The sequence below is a fragment of the Pseudomonas sp. ArH3a genome (genome assembly GCF_022648765.1).
Classification (GTDB): Bacteria; Pseudomonadota; Gammaproteobacteria; order Pseudomonadales; family Pseudomonadaceae; genus Aquipseudomonas.
On sequence record NZ_CP080330.1, the window covers coordinates 203927 to 220840 of the forward strand.

23 protein-coding genes and 1 pseudogene are annotated in these 16914 nt (G+C 58.4%); 1 reads left to right on the top strand and 23 read right to left on the bottom strand.

From position 1 onward, the window contains the following. Nucleotides 1-13: 13 nt before the first annotated feature. Nucleotides 14-1171, bottom strand: a complete 1158-nt coding sequence (locus K0P33_RS00875) for a VopS family T3SS effector adenosine monophosphate-protein transferase (protein WP_094949050.1) — start codon at nt 1169-1171, stop codon at nt 14-16. After that, nucleotides 1158-1604, bottom strand: coding sequence for a CesT family type III secretion system chaperone (locus K0P33_RS00880; RefSeq protein WP_176462887.1), 447 nt, complete (start codon nt 1602-1604; stop codon nt 1158-1160). The genes K0P33_RS00875 and K0P33_RS00880 overlap by 14 nt, the downstream gene beginning before the upstream one ends. A gap of 218 nt (nt 1605-1822) precedes the next feature. Between K0P33_RS00880 and K0P33_RS00885 the strand changes: the two are divergent. Continuing rightward, nucleotides 1823-2359 (top strand): annotated as a pseudogene (locus K0P33_RS00885) (IS21 family transposase); the annotation flags it as partial. A 211-nt stretch (nt 2360-2570) separates the two neighbouring features. Here the strand turns inward: K0P33_RS00885 and K0P33_RS00890 are convergent. From K0P33_RS00890 to K0P33_RS00990, 21 genes are all read right to left on the bottom strand, one after another. Continuing rightward, nucleotides 2571-3227: an HrpE/YscL family type III secretion apparatus protein gene (locus K0P33_RS00890; RefSeq protein WP_094949052.1), complete on the bottom strand. Its 657-nt coding sequence runs from the start codon at nt 3225-3227 to the stop codon at nt 2571-2573. After that, the gene (locus tag K0P33_RS00895) at nt 3206-3847 is read right to left on the bottom strand and encodes a Yop proteins translocation protein K (RefSeq protein ID WP_094949053.1); all 642 of its coding nucleotides are present in this window, start codon (nt 3845-3847) and stop codon (nt 3206-3208) included. The genes K0P33_RS00890 and K0P33_RS00895 overlap by 22 nt, the downstream gene beginning before the upstream one ends. Then, nucleotides 3847-4596, bottom strand: a complete 750-nt coding sequence (gene sctJ / locus K0P33_RS00900; RefSeq protein ID WP_094949095.1) for a type III secretion inner membrane ring lipoprotein SctJ — start codon at nt 4594-4596, stop codon at nt 3847-3849. The genes K0P33_RS00895 and sctJ overlap by 1 nt, the downstream gene beginning before the upstream one ends. Further along, nucleotides 4593-4931, bottom strand: a complete 339-nt coding sequence (gene sctI / locus K0P33_RS00905; RefSeq protein WP_094949054.1) for a type III secretion system inner rod subunit SctI — start codon at nt 4929-4931, stop codon at nt 4593-4595. The genes sctJ and sctI overlap by 4 nt, the downstream gene beginning before the upstream one ends. After that, entirely contained in the window at nt 4931-5512 is a 582-nt protein-coding gene (locus K0P33_RS00910; protein WP_094949055.1) for a YopR/YscH family type III secretion effector, read from the bottom strand. Before K0P33_RS00910 ends, sctI begins: the two co-directional genes overlap by 1 nt. Then, the gene (locus K0P33_RS00915; protein WP_317988375.1) at nt 5509-5862 is read right to left on the bottom strand and encodes a YscG family type III secretion system chaperone; all 354 of its coding nucleotides are present in this window, start codon (nt 5860-5862) and stop codon (nt 5509-5511) included. The genes K0P33_RS00910 and K0P33_RS00915 overlap by 4 nt, the downstream gene beginning before the upstream one ends. Next, a complete protein-coding gene (gene sctF / locus K0P33_RS00920; protein ID WP_076963238.1) occupies nt 5862-6116 on the bottom strand; it encodes a type III secretion system needle filament subunit SctF in 255 nt (84 codons plus the stop codon). Before sctF ends, K0P33_RS00915 begins: the two co-directional genes overlap by 1 nt. Continuing rightward, entirely contained in the window at nt 6116-6322 is a 207-nt protein-coding gene (locus K0P33_RS00925; RefSeq protein WP_094949057.1) for an EscE/YscE/SsaE family type III secretion system needle protein co-chaperone, read from the bottom strand. Before K0P33_RS00925 ends, sctF begins: the two co-directional genes overlap by 1 nt. After that, on the bottom strand, nt 6285-7589 hold the full coding sequence (sctD, locus tag K0P33_RS00930) for a type III secretion system inner membrane ring subunit SctD (RefSeq protein ID WP_242153624.1): 1305 nt from the start codon (nt 7587-7589) through the stop codon (nt 6285-6287). The genes K0P33_RS00925 and sctD overlap by 38 nt, the downstream gene beginning before the upstream one ends. 1 nt (nt 7590) lies before the next feature. Beyond that, nucleotides 7591-9420 (bottom strand): type III secretion system outer membrane ring subunit SctC, encoded by a 1830-nt coding sequence (sctC, locus tag K0P33_RS00935; RefSeq protein WP_242153627.1) that lies wholly within the window; start codon nt 9418-9420, stop codon nt 7591-7593. Beyond that, nucleotides 9408-9830, bottom strand: a complete 423-nt coding sequence (locus K0P33_RS00940) for a YscB family type III secretion system chaperone (RefSeq protein ID WP_263274221.1) — start codon at nt 9828-9830, stop codon at nt 9408-9410. The genes sctC and K0P33_RS00940 overlap by 13 nt, the downstream gene beginning before the upstream one ends. Before the next feature lie 22 nt (nt 9831-9852). Next, nucleotides 9853-10686, bottom strand: a complete 834-nt coding sequence (locus K0P33_RS00945) for a T3SS regulon anti-activator ExsD domain-containing protein (RefSeq protein ID WP_094949061.1) — start codon at nt 10684-10686, stop codon at nt 9853-9855. Between the two features lie 118 nt (nt 10687-10804). Beyond that, nucleotides 10805-11620 carry an AraC family transcriptional regulator gene (locus K0P33_RS00950; RefSeq protein WP_094949062.1) on the bottom strand — a complete coding sequence of 272 codons (816 nt, stop codon included), beginning with the start codon at nt 11618-11620 and terminating at the stop codon, nt 10805-10807. 257 nt (nt 11621-11877) lie between these two features. Next, nucleotides 11878-12294, bottom strand: a complete 417-nt coding sequence (locus K0P33_RS00955; RefSeq protein WP_094949063.1) for a YscW family type III secretion system pilotin — start codon at nt 12292-12294, stop codon at nt 11878-11880. Then, nucleotides 12291-12536, bottom strand: a complete 246-nt coding sequence (locus K0P33_RS00960; protein ID WP_094949064.1) for a T3SS regulon translocated regulator ExsE family protein — start codon at nt 12534-12536, stop codon at nt 12291-12293. Before K0P33_RS00960 ends, K0P33_RS00955 begins: the two co-directional genes overlap by 4 nt. Nucleotides 12537-12544: 8 nt before the next feature. Then, nucleotides 12545-12988: a type III secretion system chaperone gene (locus K0P33_RS00965; RefSeq protein WP_242153631.1), complete on the bottom strand. Its 444-nt coding sequence runs from the start codon at nt 12986-12988 to the stop codon at nt 12545-12547. 122 nt (nt 12989-13110) lie between these two features. Further along, entirely contained in the window at nt 13111-14001 is an 891-nt protein-coding gene (locus K0P33_RS00970; RefSeq protein ID WP_277933786.1) for a YopD family type III secretion system translocon subunit, read from the bottom strand. A gap of 11 nt (nt 14002-14012) precedes the next feature. Next, nucleotides 14013-15176, bottom strand: coding sequence for a type III secretion system translocon subunit SctE (gene sctE / locus K0P33_RS00975; RefSeq protein WP_094949066.1), 1164 nt, complete (start codon nt 15174-15176; stop codon nt 14013-14015). Further along, nucleotides 15157-15663 (bottom strand): SycD/LcrH family type III secretion system chaperone, encoded by a 507-nt coding sequence (locus K0P33_RS00980; RefSeq protein ID WP_242153633.1) that lies wholly within the window; start codon nt 15661-15663, stop codon nt 15157-15159. Before K0P33_RS00980 ends, sctE begins: the two co-directional genes overlap by 20 nt. Nucleotides 15664-15672: 9 nt before the next feature. Beyond that, the gene (locus K0P33_RS00985; protein ID WP_094949068.1) at nt 15673-16605 is read right to left on the bottom strand and encodes a virulence-associated V antigen; all 933 of its coding nucleotides are present in this window, start codon (nt 16603-16605) and stop codon (nt 15673-15675) included. A 9-nt stretch (nt 16606-16614) separates the two neighbouring features. Further along, on the bottom strand, nt 16615-16893 hold the full coding sequence (locus K0P33_RS00990) for an LcrG family type III secretion system chaperone (protein WP_094949069.1): 279 nt from the start codon (nt 16891-16893) through the stop codon (nt 16615-16617). Between the last annotated feature and the right edge of the window lie 21 nt (nt 16894-16914).

Below are 16914 nucleotides of genomic sequence, written 5' to 3' on the forward strand. Positions count from 1 at the left end.
ACGCACGTCTAAATCAGCTTAAACCGCTAAGCAAGTTCTCTGTCTCAACAGCCATCGGTGTAAATTGTTGCGCACGCAGCTCAGTAAGGGCATACAGCAACCTCCCCATACGACCATTGCCATCGATAAACCCATGGAAGCCCACCACAGCTGCGAACAACTGCTTGCCAACTTGCTCATGATCCTTGTCCAGTGTTTTGAGGTGCTGATCCAACATTGCTGCCCCCGTAATACTGGAGAGCAAACGGCCACCGCTGATAGCCGGGCCACGATAGGACCTGTCGATATCAGGTACCAGCCGTTGATGTAGTTCTTTAAGAACAGTCGCGTCTGTCAGGTCCTTGCCATTGGATCTGTACTCACGCAGCAACGCCGTAAAGTTTTCCCATTCATTGCCACCCGAGGTCGACGCTTTAAGGATCCAGGCAGCCGCGCGATCCACATCTTCGGTGTAACCTTTCGGGTTATAGAACGATTCACTTAGGACACTGTTGTACGGCGCACTGCCAAGATCTTGCTGCAACACTGATTGCTGATGTTGTTGTGCCAGGCCCAGGTTCTTCAGCTCGACCATGAGTATCGGCTCCAGGCCGCCCACCACCGAGGCGGACGAACCTGAAGTACGCAAACTTTCGAGACTGGCAAATGGCAGTTGCTTGTTCACCAGCGCTCGGGTGACCGACGGTCCCACTAGCGCCTCCAAGGCTTGGCCAGATGCAGTATTAACCAGCGCTTCCGCCAGCGCGCGCTCAAAGAGTTGTTTGACTTCGCCACTGGAAACTCCATTCAACGACTTGTCATCTGTTCGACCCAGGCGATCCAGTACTTGCTCGGGGCTTTGCAAGCCAGCATCTTTGAACAGCATCCGTGCATGCTCAACCGATGAGATAGATTGCAGACGTTGCTGCAACGCGCCAGCATGTGAAGTAAACAAAGACTGGGTCAACCCTTGGGCAACGGAAGCGCTGGAACCGGTCGTGAACAGCTTGCTAACGCCCTCAATAAAACGAGCCACTATGCTGTCTTTAGGCTGAGTACGCAGAACTTGCTGCAAATCGGTTTGAATATGGTACTCACGACCACCGACTTTCAACACACCTTGCTGCTGGATAGCGTCTTTGACGGATTCAGGTGCTCTTTGCAACGCGGCAACGTTGTTAAACGTGATCATACTTAACCCCTTGAAAACTGGATGCTGAATCAACAGGCATCGCCAACTGCTGCGAAAAAGTGTCAGCCCATTCGATAAAAGAACCCAGGCTTGTTTCTAACTCGTGAACATTGAGCCCTTCCAGGCTGAATGCCTGAAATCCGATAAGCCCCAAATCAGGGTCCCACCCGACACCTGGAGCCGATCCCATCAGCGGATTGAGTGCTGTCGACATCAACATATTCAATGTTTTCCGGGAAGGATTGTCGGGTAGCTCATAGCCGAGCGGTCCAAACAGTATCAATTGGTTAAACGCACACGCGTGTCGTAACGACAACACCTGCCGATGACTCACCACCAGCGTGCACAAACGTTCATCATTGAATTCAAGCCCAGCGATACCCAATACAGCACCCAACTCCTGGAGCAAGGCATCTACGTAACTGGTACTCATGACCACACACTTCCCCGTTCGCTTGTCAGTATTTGAGAGAACTAATCGTATCATCGCCTCCAAACCCTGACTTTTAGTAAACGCACCTGATTTTGTAGATATCTGTTGTCTCTGACCGAAAACTGACCCAGTAAAGGCTGTTCTGCCGACTGAAAACTGACCCAGGTGTTCAACTGCTTCTGCTCACTTTTTGAGCAGGAGAACACAGGGTGATCAGCATGGAAATATTGGGGAAAATCCGGCGGATGTACTTCCGCGACAAGCTCTCGCTGCACCAGATAGCCAAGCGTACCGGGCTGTCGAGAAACACCATCCGCAAATGGGTCAGAGCCCCCGAAGCCAATCAGCCGGCGTACCAGCGGTGCGCGACCTTCAACAAACTCAGCCCATTCCACGACACGCTGGAACAGGCGCTGAAAGCCGATTCGTTCCGGGCAAAGCACAACCGCAGAAGCGCCAAAGCACTTTTCGAGCAGATCAAGGCTGAGGGTTATGACGGCGGCTATAGCCAGCTCACGGCGTTTGTACGCTCGTGGCGAGGTGATCAAGGCAAGTCTTTACGCGCTTTTGTACCGCTGACGTTTGCGCTCGGTGAAGCTTTTCAATTTGACTGGAGCGAAGAAGGGCTGCTGATCGGAGGCCTGTTTCGACGCATCCAGGTCTCACACATGAAGCTGTGCGCCAGTCGCGCATTCGGGTTGGTTGCGTACCCTAGCCAAGGTCACGAGATGCTCTTCGATGCCCATACCCGCAGCACCAACAGCGTTCCTTACAGTCCGCCTGCCGTTGCCGGCAGCACTACGGGCTTAGCCTGTTCCGAATGAATTTCAGAACGAGTCGGACCCTTCCTATTCGCCGACGGTGTTTTGTCCACGATGGCCCAGCTCACAGAGGCCATACCTTACCGCGTACCGTTTTGGTTCAAGCCTATCAGTACATTTGGCTTGTAAATGATGACGGCGTTTATCAGAAGTTCACATAAGTTGGTCGTATTCGTTCATCCCTACCCTGCATCCATGTTTGCTTCAGGGCCTCTTCCAGGGCGCCCAACTGGCCGTCGACACTCGCGTCGATGATGCCGATCTCGGTTTCCAGGATGCAGCCGCCCTGGTCGAGCCGCGCATCGGCGATGACCTCGATATAGCCCACTTCCGGATAGTCCTTGAGGACCAGGGAAATCTGCTCGCGCACCTCAAGCACCTGATCCGGCTGCACGTGCAGGATCACCTGTTTCTGGTTGCTGACCAGTGACAGCGCCTGCTGCGTCACTTGTAACGTCAGCTCGATGTTGTCGTAGTGCTGGAGAATTTTGCGCACTGCTTGCAGCACCACGTCGCTCATCTGCTGCTCGACGTCGCGGTAATACTGATGACACTGCAACAGCGTTTCCTGAATCAACGTGGCCTGACGCTTGCGCGCCTCCTCGATGCCAGCCTGCCAGCCCAACGCCTTCTGTTGCTCGTAGACATCGTGGGCGGCTTGCTCGATTTCCTCGGCACGCTTGCGGGCTACTTCGACCAGTTCTCCCGCCGTCAGATAGTCCTGATAGTCGGCACTGCGCAGTAGGACCTGGTCCGGCGCCAATCGGACGTCGGAGGCTTTTATTTCAATAAATGGAAGCATTGCGGGCTCACTTGTCGGGCGATTTTCAGGCACAACGCCTGGGCCAATGGACGCTGGCTGCTACTGACCGTCCACTGCGCCGGGGGCTCGGATAGCCGGGGTTCGCAAAGCGCCAGGCGCAAGGCGAGGCGGCGGGCAAATCCCGATGGCGTGTCACCGCAGGCCAGCAGCCAGAACGCCAGCGCACGTTGGCGCAAGCAATCAACGAGTTCACCCTCAGGTAACGGTTGCTGCCAGCCGTCCGGCCAGGCGCCGATGATCAGCTCCAGTTGTTCCAGGCAGTAACGATGCCCGGCCTCGCCAATCGCGGCGTGAACCCGTCGCAGGTTTGTCGCGTCCAGCACCTGGCGAATGGCATGGCCATGCAGCAACGCGCCCAGGTAACCGAGTGTCTTCTCCAGCGCGGCCTGCTCAAAGAACGCCAAGCCACCGAGTGTCGGCGGCAGCTCATACTCGATGTCCAGCTTGCACTCACCCAACAGCCAGGCATTGATCCCGCTGTGCCGACGCCAATGGCCCAGCGTGTCGGCCAGCCCCGCCAGCGAGAGCGGGACGTGCGTAGGGTGAATGTAACGGGCCGGGCAAAACCTCAATTGGTACGGCGTCAGCAACAACGTCATCACGAAAGCCTGCTGCGCTGCCACAAGTACTGGCCGAGGTTGCTGACCAACAGCAACGCGAACAGCAACCCGAACAACCCCAGCAACCGGCCACGGGATTCTTCGGTCACCTGAATCGAGAACACCGTATCATAACGCGGGGCCAGCGGGACCTGCCGGACATCCGCCGAAGGCACCAGCACCACGCTGATGCGGTCGTAACTCAGGCCTTCGATGCCGTTGTTCACCAGTTGCTTGATTTGCGGAATGTAAGCGTCGAGCTGGATATCCGCCGCGTGTTTGATAAACACCGACGCCGAGGCCGGCGAAGATTTCTTGCCCAGACCGTCGCGGTCTTCGGGCAACACCACATGAACGCGGGCCACCAGCACGCCGTCGATTTCCGACAGGGTCCGGGAGATTTCCTGGGCCTTGGCGTAATTGAGCCTGGCTCGCTCCTCCACCGGCGAGGAGATCAACCCTTCTTTGGGGAACACATCCTTGAGCGTGGAAAAGCTTTCACGCGGATAGCCTTTGCGCTTGAGCGCATCAATGGCCTCGGCGATATCAGATTCCTCGACCAGTAATTTGATCTTGCCGTCCTTGTCAGGCTGCTTGGCCGCCCAGATCCCTTCGGTGCGCAGCAACGCGAGCATTTCGTTGCCTTCTTTCTGGCTGATGCCGGCATAGAGTTCGACCTTGCAACCGGCGAGCAGCAACACGGTCAACAACATCAGGATTCGATTGAGTCTCTTCACGCAGCACCTTATTGGGTTTTCATCAGCGTTTCGACGTTCTGACTCATGCGCCCGACCGTCTTGGCTATCAGTTCCTCCTGCATGCTGATGCGCATCAACGACCACTGCATCTGCATCAGGCTGCCGGGGTCATCGCCGGGGGTCGAAAGCTCGACCTCAAGGTCATGCTTGGCCTGGGAAAAACGTTCTTTGATCTGTCCGATTTCATTGAGCAGGTTGCCCCCAAGGCTCTCGGAACCCTTGCCCATCGCCTGCTCGAAATCGGCGATTTGCCCGGCGCTGGCCTGGGGCGCCTTGAGCTCATCGAGACTGGTGACAGCGGCCTGACTTATCTGACTAACGTCCATCACGACTCCAAATCGGGTGAGTGGGTGAAGCGCATCAAGTTTTCGATCATTGCGTTCGTGGGGATCAGGATCTGCAACTCGCGGCGCACGATGCTCGCCAGGTAATCACTGCCCTCAACCCCTTTGATCTCGCCCAGCACGTTGAGCAACAGTGTTTCCTGTTGCTTGCCAAACGGTGCCTGCTCCCTGAGCAAGTCCTTAAGCGCCAGACGATCCGGCTCAAGCCCCAGCTGTTGCTCCGGGAAGCGCACCAGCAAGCGGTCCGACAGGCCTTGCATCAGCCAGTTGCGCAACTCGTCACGACGCCCTTCGGCCGAATCCGGCAAGTCCTGGCGATACCACTTCCAGACGTTTTCACGCTGTTGGCGCGGGTCCATGCCCGCCAGGGCCGTTGTCAGGTCCGCACCTTGCAACCAGAGCTGCAACGGTGCGTCGGTCGGTGCCGACTTGGACGACACCGGAGGGCTTTTCATCGCCGCGTCGAAGGCTTGCGCCTGACCGGGCTCGACCGGCGCCATGGGCCGTGCATCCCGTCCATGATGGAGCGGCAGCTGCGAAGGCGACGAGTCGATCCGGTTCATGGCCCCTCCGGGTCACGCATGCCGTGGGCAAACTGCACCAGCCGAGGGTCCTCGCTCGCGGCCAGTTCGGCCAGGCGCCGATCCAGCGCCGTACCGAGCCCCAGCCGCCATTCACATAACGCCAGCCAGGGTGCAAGTGCCGGCCACGGTTTGCCTTCACCCAACACCAACGCCTGTTGGTAATGCCCCTGGTTCATCAGGCTGGAAAGCCGGATCAGGCACGCGGCTTCCTCCTGACCCTCGACCTGTTCAAGCCAGTTCGCAATCTGCTGGGCTTCTTCGTGGCAGTGATGGCCGCTACCGGCCAGGGCTAGTTCTGCCATCAGCCCTTTCAATGAACTGTCCATCATCAGATTTTCTGCAGGATGCCCTGCATCAGGTCTCTCATCGAGCGGGTGACAGTCGAGTTGATGTTGTAGATCACCGACCACTTGTTGAGCTTGTGTTGCAGTTCGGCCAACAGCGCCGGGTTGTCTGCGGAGTCCTTGAGGGCCGCAATGGCGTCACCGACTTCCTTGTTGGCGTTGTTGGCTTGGTCCTTGAGGTTTTCCGCGACTTTGTCGAGGGTGTTGACGCTGCTGTCATTGGTAAAAATCGATGCCATCACGAAGCTCCCTTAAGGGTGTTGAGAATGCTGATGGAGGCCTCGACTGCCTGGGCTTCCATCTGCCATTGCCGGTACTGTTGCGGATCACCGCCGCCCATCAAGCGGCGTTTTCCGCTGGCCTGGGCCTGTTCCAGTTGCGCACGCAGCTGCCGTTCAAAGTCAACGTCAGCGGCGTACAGACGCTCCTCCAAAGCCGTCATCATTGAGTGGCTCTCCCTTGAGATTGATGATGAATTGTTGTTTTCCGCGGCTGACGATCACGGCGTCGGCATTGATTGCCAGCACCCTCACGCCTTGCGGGGTCGAAGCGTCGACCGGGTACTTCTGGCCGTCGCCCAGCACCACATAAGGCACCTTGCCCAAAGACACCGAACGCACCACGAACTCCAGGTCATCGGTGCTGCCGCGCTTGTTGCGGCTCACCAGATCCAGCGCCGGGCGAGTGCCGAACTCCTGTCGGAATTCGCGCTGTAACTTGTAGAACTCGTTGAGCTGAGCCTCATCCAGTTGCCCGCGCAACTCGATGCGCTCGCCTTTGTCCTGGTAGGCCAGCACGGCTTCAAGCCCGAAATCGGTGAGCATCTGGTCGAGCCGCTTGAGGTGCGAGCCGGCCAGCCGAACGCGGTTTTCCACGCCCAGCAACCCCGGCACATCGGCCTTGAGCAGGCTTTCGATCTGTAACCAGTGTTCATCCTCCAGCGCCAGTTCGCCGGTGAGACGAATCCAGCCGGGTTGGTCCGCAGTGGCGGTGCGCACCTGGCGATAACCGAATTTCTGCAGGATGAATTCCACCCCCTGACGAATCTCTTCCATGCTGCGAACGTCGAGCCGATACGTCAGGCCGCTGCGCTCCAGGTACTGCTGCAACGCCAGCCGCGTGCGGTTGTCTTCCAGGTAACCGGTGAGCGGAACATTGCCGTTGGCCTGACGCTCACCGACCTGCACATACTGGAACTGACGATCACGCAGAAAACTGCGCAAGGCCACGACCGGGTCTTCGCCGGTCATGCCGCCACTGCCGCCCGACCAAGGGGCGCCGAGCAAACCGACGACACCGACCAGCAACAGCACGCTGACCCCGAGCATCAGTCGCCCACCCCAATGGGCCCGGGGCACCGCCGTGCGACGCTCCTGAGGGCTGGCGGCCAGCGGCAATTGTTCGGAAAACTGTCGCTCCTGAGCACAATAGGCCCACAGCAACGGCCCGCAAGCCTGCCGGACCAGCGCCTGCAACGTGCTGCCGCCGGCCAGCGGCTGGCCTTCCTGCAGCGGCTGATTACCCTCGGCCCATTCCAGCAGGCGCACGCCCTGCGGGTCGACATCCAGCACCAGGTGAACCGGCGCAATACCTTCATCGACCAGCACCAGATCAGCTTGCAACGGGTCGCAGCCGATGACCACTCGCCCTTCGGCCAGCGGCACTTCGACCCCTTGATTGAGGCCACTGTAAAAGCGGACTTTCCAACTCATGTCAGGGCTTCTTCGGCGCGCGAACGCACTGGTCAACGCCTTCGACGCAGGCACCTTCGGAAATGCGCCAGCCGTTAGTGTCATTGCCCAGGCTGCAGGCAGTCAGCGAAGAGTCCTTGCCGGTTTGCGCCAGTATTTGCTGGAGCTCGCGGGCCTGGCCCAGCACCTGGCACTGTGAAGTGCCGAGCATTTTCTGCAATGAAAGGCTCTGGTTCGACAGTTCATCCACCTGGAGCAATCCATCCATGTAGCCACGCTTGCTGCCCAACGCCACGAAATGGCCGACGCCGTTGTCGATCAGCCGCGGCTCGATCAGAAACAGCCGCACCGAGCGGCGGGTGAAGTTGGACTTGAACCGGAACAGCGCGCCCAGGTACGGAATGTCACCGAGCAACGGCACCTTGCGCATGGACTCGTTGAGTTCGTCGCGGTAGATACCGCCGATCAACAGGCTCTGGCCATGCCCCACGCGCGCCACGGTATCGACCACGGTGCGGGCGATGGTGGGAATTCCGTCCACCCCGGTGCTGTTGGGTTTCTGGTTGCCGTCCTCGATGTGCAGGCTGAGGCTAATTTCCGGCTTGTCGCCCAACTGGATGACACGGGGCGTCAGTTTCAGCATGGTGCCGTAGGTGATGGGTTTGAGTTCAGCCACCCGCTCACCGACGACTTTGACGTAATAGGTTTCGCTGTGGTCGATCACCGCGAGGGTGTTTTCCTGGGTCAGCACGGTCGGCCGCGAGCCGACCTGGGCGCGGCCCTGGCTCTGCAGCAAGGTGATTCGGGCCAACAGGTAATCCAGGCCGCGACTGTCCACCAGACTGGCGCCGGCCTCTCGCGTGGTACCGGGGCTGGAGTTGCCCTGGCCACCGAGGTTCTGGCTGGTGGTGCGGATGTCGATCAGCTGGCGCGGGCCGACGCTGATGCCGACGCGCCAATCCACCCCCAGCTCGGCCAGGTTTTCGGCGTTGATGTCCACAATCGACAACCCGACTTCGATCCGCGCCGACGGACGATCCAGCGCGGTGATCAAGCGCCGGTACATCGGCATGCGGTCCTTGGTATCGCGCACGATGATGGCATTGAGCGAGGGCTCTGCCTGGACCACCGCACGCCCGGACTGCGCCGGTAGCCGTGGACTGTCCTGCCCGCCATCGACCGACACCACATTGGCATCACCCAGCACCCGGGCCAGGATCGTCGCCACGCCCGGCGCGTCGATGTCGTCTTCGCGGTACTTGATCCGCCGATCCTCGGCGACCGCGTACTTGAGCGGAAAGATCTCCACGGCCAGGTCGCCGGTCTTTTCACTGCGCAGCGCGTGTTGCTGCTCAAGGGCCATGGCGGTTTGCTCCACCAGGTCCAGGTAGCGCGAAGGGCCGGAGACATACACCAGCCGCCCGCTCATGTCCGGTCGCCAGCCAAAACGCGGCTCCCAGACACCTGCCGCTTCCAGCGCCTGCCTCAACTCGGTTTCGCGGACCTGCTCCAGCTTGACCAGCCGCGACTGCATTTCGGTGGACTTGAACACATAAAGAACCGCACCGTCGTAGTACCAGATGAGGTTGTAGAGCGAGGCCATCAGTAGCAGAAAGGACTGGGGGTCCTTGAGGTCGAAACGCCCGCTGACCTGGTCATTGACCTTGTCACTGACAATCACCGAGCCGTCGTAGTTGGCACCGAAATTGGCCAGCACATCACGCAGGTTCTCGCCTTGGGCGACGTAGTTGTAGGGGATGGTCGGCCAGTCCAGATCCTGGCTTTGAGCGGTCCCGGTCAGCGCTAACGCAAAGACCAGGCTCAAGCACCGCGAAACACTCAGGGACGCCATAAAGTTTGTTTCCACTGCGGTTCCAGGCCTGCACGCAGCAGCCCTGGCTTGATCGTTTCCAGAATCCCGACCTGAGCGGCCAGCGCCCGCTCAAGTTCGTCGAGTTCAAGGGCGCCCAGTTCCAGGCGCGCCTCAAGTACCAGGTTTGACTGTTCATCCGTCGCCAACGCCTGGGGATGACGCCGACTCCAGCTGGTGACCTGGCCCAGCAGGTTCAGCAACACTTCGCGATCCGTCGAGGATTGGCCCTGAACCTGCCAGTTCAGCGGGCTGGACAACACAAGGTCAGTACCCTGGCGCTGTAAAAACAGGCTATGGCCGTCGATCCACAGGTGATAGCGACCTGTTTGATCGGCCACAAAAGGCCCTTGGCCCGTTCGTGCGGCCAATCCAGTCAGTAAATGTTCCATGATTCCTCGGCGTATCCGGCAGTCAGGGACTCTGCCAATAAAAGTGGTCGCGGGCCTGGCACAGACTGCGTTCATGCAACCAGTGTTGTACGGCGTCCGCGGCGTGCGCGTCCTCGTCAAGTTTGGCCAGCGGCTCCCACAGGGAGGCCAGCACCACCGGCACAGGCGCAAAGCCGTCGAGCTTGCCGTCGGCCAGCAACACGGCCATGCCCTGATGCCAATTGGGCCAGGCTTCTCTGGCCTGCTCGGAGATGGCGCTCAGTTTGCGGACCATGTGCGCGGTGTCCGCTTCAGTCTTTGCCTGACAGCTGGCGATGTTGGCCAACTCCTGCTGCACCAACTGCGAATCGGCTTCGCCCACCTGGCGCCAGAACTCGGCCTTGATCCGCAATTGGCGGGCCTGGGTTTCGTACTCGATCAGCGCAGAACGCCAGTTGGGGATCGCTTCGTCGAACAGGCTTTCCCACCAGCTGTAAACGGGCAGCAGGACCCAGTCGATCATGGCCTGGGGCGAGGCCAGGTTGATTCGGTCGCCCAGCCAGTTGCACCAGTCGTTGCCCTGGGCAGCGGCCTGGCGCAGCACCAATTGAAGATCCCCGCGCTCAAGCGCCATTCCGCGAGCCAGGCGCTGTTGCAGCCAGCTGGACTGGAACAGCTGTTCCACTTGCACACGCGGCAGCAGGCGCTGCAACAAGGTCAACTGTCGCGCGCTGATGATTCCCGATTCACGATACAAACTGCCTGATATACACCCTGCGGCTCTGCCCCGAGAGCGGGCATCCTGACCCACTACGGACACCCGACGGCCAGCAAAAATGCCTGCTTGAGGGGTTTGATTATGGTCTTCCTGGCTCATTCTCTGCCTTGACTATCTCGTTTCGTAGCACACCCGTCAGCGTCTTTCACTGCGACCAATCTTACTGAGGGGCAACGGACCAAACTTGCAAAAAACGTCATTTTTTTTTAGTCCGACGCTATTCTTTTCCTTGTCTGGAACGGCTGGGCGTACACCCGAAACGGCGACGATAGCTCTGGGTAAAGTAGGACTGACTGGAAAAGCCGCTTTCCATCGCGATGTCCACGATGCTCATCTCACTGTTAAGCAGTAAATGGTGGGCATACAGGATACGCCGCTCGCTGATCCACGCACGGGGAGAAACGCCGTAGACCGAGCCAAACAACTCTTTGAACGTCGTCAATCCCATGCCGAACTCTCGAGAAAACTCGCTGAGTCGCCATTCCTTGAGATAGTGCTGCTCCATGAACGCCTGCAATCGCTCGACATGCCGGCTGCCCTGCTGGCGCAACACCGACATCAGCGCCGGCCCCTGGGGGCTGAAGGCAAACAACATCAACAACTCTTCGACCCGCAACAACGCCAGCATGGGTGGGTGCTCATGCACCAGCAACCCTTCGAGCCCCTTGACGCAACTGGCCAACAACGGCGTACTGGCGAACGCGATGAGGCTGACCCCAGGCTCCTCCCAACGCTCCACCTCGCTCAATAGTGCACCGAAACGCTGAATGAAGTTTTGTAAAAAACCAACCGATAATGGGATCCAAAGCAAACGACAATCATGTTCGCCCGTACTCACGACATAGTTACCTCTGCGAGCAAACATTAGTTCACCCGGCATGAGACAAAGTGTCGCATTACAATCCTGAACCGTGAGCTGTCCCTCGATAAGGATATAAATCCCTTCTTCGCAGTTCGATACAAACTCAAACGTTGGGATAGACCATCGGCACAGCTTTATCTGTTTCCGGCCAAGTGTGCTGGCACCTTGCATATTATAGTGACCCCGAACCTGCACATACCGTTTGTACGCCGCCAAAGCAGGCACCGTACGAAAACGCACCCTCTACGTACTACTACGTGACGCTATGAACGATGATTAATTCAATGACAGTTATCATGAACGAGAATGATCGACCCGAAATTAGGTTAATTACTCTTATTTAATGAAACCCTCGATATTTTTATATAGCCGTTCAAGTATCGGAACGCTCACCGAATTCAGTAAGCCCAACATTGATACAAAGTATTTCAGAGGTGTTCCGACGTCGCCGAAACAGTGCAGTTTGGATAACAGGACAACTGTCCCAGACGCACATTCATATCGTTACCGGGTACCGCAGGTTGCCAACTGCGAGCCTGGACAGGACCGTTGTCGGACCAGGCCAACTCGCTACGCAGCAACAGCCCCTCACCAGCCACCTGCACTGGCGTCAAACGAAAAGCAAAGTGCAACGGCAACGCCGTCACCCGATAGCGGGCCTGGGCAACCAGCCGCGGCTGCCCCTCGGTCAAGGCATAGAGCCGCACACTGACAAAGGCAGGGCGCGTGACCGGCGATGGAGTACGCACCAGCCCCCTGACATCAATCTTGTTTACAGGCGTTGGCGGCACACTGACACAGCCGACCACGGCCAAAAAAACGCTGCAAAGCAGCGCTCTCATCATGGTCGACGAACCTGACGCTCATAAAGAGGCGCGCTGTCGCCATCGACCAAGCGCTGCAACTGTCGCTCACTCTGTTGATCCGCACCGACCTGCGTCGCCAGCCAGCGACCCAGCTCTGCGACACTGGCAACCCCTTCCTGGCGACTGGGCACCTGACTGAGCGAGCGTCCGGCAAAACTTCCAGGCACTTGCTCACGGTCGATCGTGGCTGCTGGTGAAATGCCAGCGCTGTCTATCTTCATGGCTCTGCTTAAACCCTCATACCGGCGGGTCTGGATGTCGCCTGGGCGGCACTGTCATGTTCTGGCAGCAATTGCTGCCAGAACTCGGCGTGATCGAGCAAGTTGGCCAAGGTGGTTTCGAAGCTTTCCAGGGTCAACTCGGCCGCTGGAATCTGCGCGTACAACTGCACCAGGCCCGATTCCTCGTCAAAACCAAAATGCAGGTCGAAGCGATACCAGCGTCGATTAAAACTCGCCAGTTGCCGGAATATTCCGTCACCGAAGGTTTCGATTCCCGCCACATCCGCTTCCATGACCAGTCGCTCACGTCCGGCCAGCAATACCAGCGTCACGCCCAACTGATCATCAAACAGCAGGCTTGCGACCCCCTCTTCATCCAGCGACAAAGCGGGAAGGCCACTGCGATTGGCAAATTCGGCAAGCAGCCGATTGACCCTGATACTCAAATCCATGCATGTCTCCTCGAGCTAGGCGAATGCTAGCACCCGGCCATGCTGGGGTTTTGTCACTGACGGGCTTTTCTTTTAAGAAAAAAGCCACATCGCTGCGGCTTTTTTCCTACAACAAAATCACATCAGGCGACGCCGGCGGCAGCACGCCACGCCTGGTTGTGGTTCTGGGTGTACTGCTGGAGCAACTGCAACAGCTCTTTCATGAAGTTGGCGTTGTAGCTCAACTGATCTTCAACCTTTTGCTTTTCGCTCTGGGCAACCGACGCGTTGACTTCATCTTCCTTGGCATCGGCCTGGATCGCCGTTTGCTTGACTTGCACCGAGGTGTTAGCCATTTGCCCAAGTGCCTGACTCACACCGTTGATGCTTTGCAGCTTGGCATTACGGTTATCCAACCCTCGCCCGATCTTGCTCAGCGCACCGCTGTCCGCAGACTGATCCAAGGCCCAGACCTTACCGATTTCGGTGCGGTCCGCGCCGGAGGTTTTGCCCAGCGACTGCATCTTGGCGTCGATCAGTTCGTTGCGCCCGGCGATGTTGTTTTCCAGCAGTTTTTCCTGCTTGACCGCCTTGCCGTTCTTGATCGCGCCGATGGCACCGGTCACGGCCGAAGCCAAGGCCATTGCCCCGGAAATCACCGCCATGGCGATCATCAACTTGGAGCCGCTGCGCATTTCGTCCACCTGGGATTTCTGCGCGCTGATGACGGAAGTGTTCTCGCTGTCACGCTGCATGATGCCCAGCTCGCGAGCCTTCTGCGCGATGCGAAACAGCAGCACCATCAGCTCCACGCTACCATTGAGCTCACTGCTGACCTTGCTCAAGCCTTCCGGCTTGAACCTCTGACTTGGCTCAATCAGGTCGACACCCGAGCTCTTTTTCGATTCGCCAAGTGGCGCCGCACCCGCGCTGTGGACCGTTTCGGTACGCGCAGTCGTTTGGGTTTTTTCCAGCGCCTGGGTGTTGCCGATCTGGCTCAGCCCCTGAGCGCCATAGCCTGTTTCAATCATCATTGATGTGCTCCTCAGATAGCCGCAGGACGGCTGGATAGGTTATGCAGGCTGTCGCCCTTGGCATTGATCATCTGGAATATCAGTTCCATGATCTGCAAAAACGACTCGACCATGCGGCTGAGCTCTTCCTTGAGCTTGTCCAGGACATTCTGGAACTGGGTGAGCTCGGAACGCGCCTCCAGGACATCCGCCTGCTTGTCCGCGGCCTTGGCTTGCAGCACCGAGTTCGCGGTTTGGGCGAAACCGTTGGCGACATCCAGAGTCACGTCGGAAATCTGCACCCCGAGCTTGACGCCATGGGAGATCGACTGGCTCGCTGCGCTACCGAACTTGGCGCCCAACTCCGTCACCTTGGCGGCGACACTGGCGGTGAGCTCGGCGGCCTTGCCACCGATTTTCGCCCCCAACTTGGCGACCGCCCCTACGGCAGTCCCCCCAAAACTGGCTACCGCAGCGATCACGGCGATGGTGATTTCAATCCCCATCAGAGCCGGTCCGAGCTTTTCCATGACTTCTTTGCTGATCAATCCGTCCTTCGCCGCTTGTTGCACCGACTGGGAGACGATACCCATGACACCACCGGCGATCATCAATGCACCCGCGACCGCACCCACGCCCGTCGCAACCATGATTGCGCCGACGATGATCGACGCAATGGCACTGACCCAGCCAAAAATCTTGCCCACAAGACCGGACTTCTGGGCTTCTTTTGCAGCCTCGGTCGACTCTTTGATCTTCTTCTGGTTTTCGTCCATCTTTTGCAGGTTTTGCTCACGCGCCCGAGTGATTTCTTCGAGCTTGAGCTTCTTCTGCGTGGACTCCAGTTCGCCGGTCAGCTTGGCCAACTCGATCTCGAAATCCTCGACCGAACTGAGCCGCGCCACCCCAAGCCTTGTGGTTTCGGCGATGAAACGCTGGGCCAGCACACTGTCCTGACGCACGGACTGCACCAGGCGGTTGATGTCTGCCCGAGTGCTGGCCTCCAGACGCTGCTGGCTGGCCGGCAGCGGCGCTGTCAGTTGCACCCCCTGAGACGGGGCGGCCGGTCGGCCATCCGCCTCGACCCGGGTGACCGTGAGCGCGTCCCCCCGGTCATTGCGTGGGCGGACCACCGGGTCGTTCGCAAAAACGTTCCCCGTGGTCAGCGCAACGCGATCAAACGTTATCGGATTCATTGTGTTGATCCTTTCTTGCTAATACGGCTTCCAACATGGCGCCGGCACGTTCGGCCAAAACCGAGTGCGCCGGCTGTGCTGCGGCCAAGGCCTGAGCCGAGTAGAAGCCACTCTCGGCCCCGTCGAGATCACCCAGTTGCAGGTGACACTCGCCAGCATGAAACGGAAACCTGGGCTCGTTGATGTCGATCAGCGCGCCATAACTGAAGCTCTGCAATGCCTGCTCAAACTGCCCCATGGACTGCCGGCACGCCCCCAACCCCAGGAAGAACCGAACGTCGTAGTGATCGAGCATGCACAGCGATTGAAAAATCTTGTGGGCGTCATCCCACTTGCCGGCCTGGTATTGATTGAATGCCAGGGAATAGAGCTGCTCCAGGCTGTCGCTGGAGATGTTCTTGAGCATGGCCAGCGTGCCGCCATCGCGCAAAAACGCCTCCAGTTCCTTCTCGTACTCCTCAGACACATCATGTTCTTGCTGGCTCATCAACCGTTCCTATATGGCATTTAAAATGTCGCGCATCATGCTGTCGTACTTCTGAACGAAGCGGTTCAAGGCCTCGATGGCCGAGTTGTAGCGAGAGCTGACATCGTTCAACAGCGTGGTTTTTTCACTGACTTTGTCGTTGATCGGACGGGAGCGGTCGCCCACCGTCGTGGCGAAGTTGGCGATGGGGTTGTTCTCGTCCTTGAACTCGTACTTGTTGAGCAAGTCGCTGTCCTTCATCGCACCGCTTTCCTTGGGTGCCCCCTTCAAAAACGCCTTGATGCTCAGCGGATTGCCCGCGCTGTAGGTGTTGAGCCCGGTCAACAACTTGTACTCCGAGCTGGCCTGCCAGCTCTTGTCGTCGGGGTAGCCATACAAGGTGCGGTCAAACAGATTGAGCCCCGGTTCGATCTCGATCTCTTTTTCAGCCGCCAGCTTCACGTTGATCTGCGACTGGATCTTGCTGTAGATGTTGAGCTCGGCGGTCAGTGCCTTGAGGTCGTCGCGCAGCCCCGTGCGCTTGTCGTCCTGGATCAACAGGACCTCTTCGTAAATACCCCGGACGTCATCGTCGATCCGGTCACCGGTCAGCCCGAAATGCGCCTTGGCCAGGAACTCTTTCAACGGCCACGGCTGCCCCGGCTTCGCATCGGCGTACTGGCTGATCAGTTGTTTGGCTGACTCGATCCCGGACTTGACCTGCAGCTCATACAGCCCGCCCGTGGTGTTCGGGGTGGGCGGCAGAAAATAAGCCAGCAGCTTTTCGACCTGGGCGGGCAACAAGGTCTGCGTACCATGGGTAAACGTGATGTTGTGCTTTTTGATCAACGCCTGAAGTTCTGCCAGGGCAGGGGTCCCGCTGCCGCGCAGCTGGTCTTCGGGAAGCGTCTGCAATTCGTTCAGAAAAGCCGACAAGTCTTGCCGGTAAAGCCTGATATCCATAAGGGTTCCTTACACCAGAAGTCCACGCATTGACGCCGGACGACGCAGTCGTTTTCCTTCATCGGCAACCGGTGGACGGTTGATCCGCATCCGTTGCACTTCCTGCAACAGTTCCTGTTCCGCCACCTGGACCAGCGCCTGATCCCGTGACCGAAAGACCTGGTCACAGACCTCATCGGGCAAGCCCAGGCCCTCCCACATTTCCGTGAGCAAGCGCGCGCGATGCTCATTGTCTTCAATGGCCTGCTCGGCAGCCTGGAGGGTTTTGGCGTAGGTTTCGTCGTACATGTCCATGGCTCCTATAGTAGG

Coding starts and splice junctions, on each gene's coding strand:
- K0P33_RS00950 (WP_094949062.1), bottom strand. CDS start 11,620: ATGCAAGGTGCCAGCACACTTGGCCGGAAACAGATAAAGCTGTGCCGA.
- sctI (WP_094949054.1), bottom strand. CDS start 4,931: ATGGACGTTAGTCAGATAAGTCAGGCCGCTGTCACCAGTCTCGATGAG.
- K0P33_RS00880 (WP_176462887.1), bottom strand. CDS start 1,604: ATGAGTACCAGTTACGTAGATGCCTTGCTCCAGGAGTTGGGTGCTGTA.
- sctE (WP_094949066.1), bottom strand. CDS start 15,176: ATGAATCCGATAACGTTTGATCGCGTTGCGCTGACCACGGGGAACGTT.
- K0P33_RS00945 (WP_094949061.1), bottom strand. CDS start 10,686: ATGAGCCAGGAAGACCATAATCAAACCCCTCAAGCAGGCATTTTTGCT.
- K0P33_RS00955 (WP_094949063.1), bottom strand. CDS start 12,294: ATGATGAGAGCGCTGCTTTGCAGCGTTTTTTTGGCCGTGGTCGGCTGT.
- K0P33_RS00915 (WP_317988375.1), bottom strand. CDS start 5,862: ATGATGGACAGTTCATTGAAAGGGCTGATGGCAGAACTAGCCCTGGCC.
- sctF (WP_076963238.1), bottom strand. CDS start 6,116: ATGGCATCGATTTTTACCAATGACAGCAGCGTCAACACCCTCGACAAA.
- K0P33_RS00985 (WP_094949068.1), bottom strand. CDS start 16,605: ATGGATATCAGGCTTTACCGGCAAGACTTGTCGGCTTTTCTGAACGAA.
- K0P33_RS00980 (WP_242153633.1), bottom strand. CDS start 15,663: ATGAGCCAGCAAGAACATGATGTGTCTGAGGAGTACGAGAAGGAACTG.
- K0P33_RS00895 (WP_094949053.1), bottom strand. CDS start 3,847: ATGACGTTGTTGCTGACGCCGTACCAATTGAGGTTTTGCCCGGCCCGT.
- K0P33_RS00990 (WP_094949069.1), bottom strand. CDS start 16,893: ATGTACGACGAAACCTACGCCAAAACCCTCCAGGCTGCCGAGCAGGCC.
- K0P33_RS00875 (WP_094949050.1), bottom strand. CDS start 1,171: ATGATCACGTTTAACAACGTTGCCGCGTTGCAAAGAGCACCTGAATCC.
- sctD (WP_242153624.1), bottom strand. CDS start 7,589: ATGAGTTGGAAAGTCCGCTTTTACAGTGGCCTCAATCAAGGGGTCGAA.
- K0P33_RS00960 (WP_094949064.1), bottom strand. CDS start 12,536: ATGAAGATAGACAGCGCTGGCATTTCACCAGCAGCCACGATCGACCGT.
- K0P33_RS00925 (WP_094949057.1), bottom strand. CDS start 6,322: ATGATGACGGCTTTGGAGGAGCGTCTGTACGCCGCTGACGTTGACTTT.
- K0P33_RS00890 (WP_094949052.1), bottom strand. CDS start 3,227: ATGCTTCCATTTATTGAAATAAAAGCCTCCGACGTCCGATTGGCGCCG.
- K0P33_RS00910 (WP_094949055.1), bottom strand. CDS start 5,512: ATGAACCGGATCGACTCGTCGCCTTCGCAGCTGCCGCTCCATCATGGA.
- K0P33_RS00970 (WP_277933786.1), bottom strand. CDS start 14,001: ATGATGATTGAAACAGGCTATGGCGCTCAGGGGCTGAGCCAGATCGGC.
- K0P33_RS00940 (WP_263274221.1), bottom strand. CDS start 9,830: ATGGAACATTTACTGACTGGATTGGCCGCACGAACGGGCCAAGGGCCT.
- K0P33_RS00965 (WP_242153631.1), bottom strand. CDS start 12,988: ATGGATTTGAGTATCAGGGTCAATCGGCTGCTTGCCGAATTTGCCAAT.
- sctC (WP_242153627.1), bottom strand. CDS start 9,420: ATGGCGTCCCTGAGTGTTTCGCGGTGCTTGAGCCTGGTCTTTGCGTTA.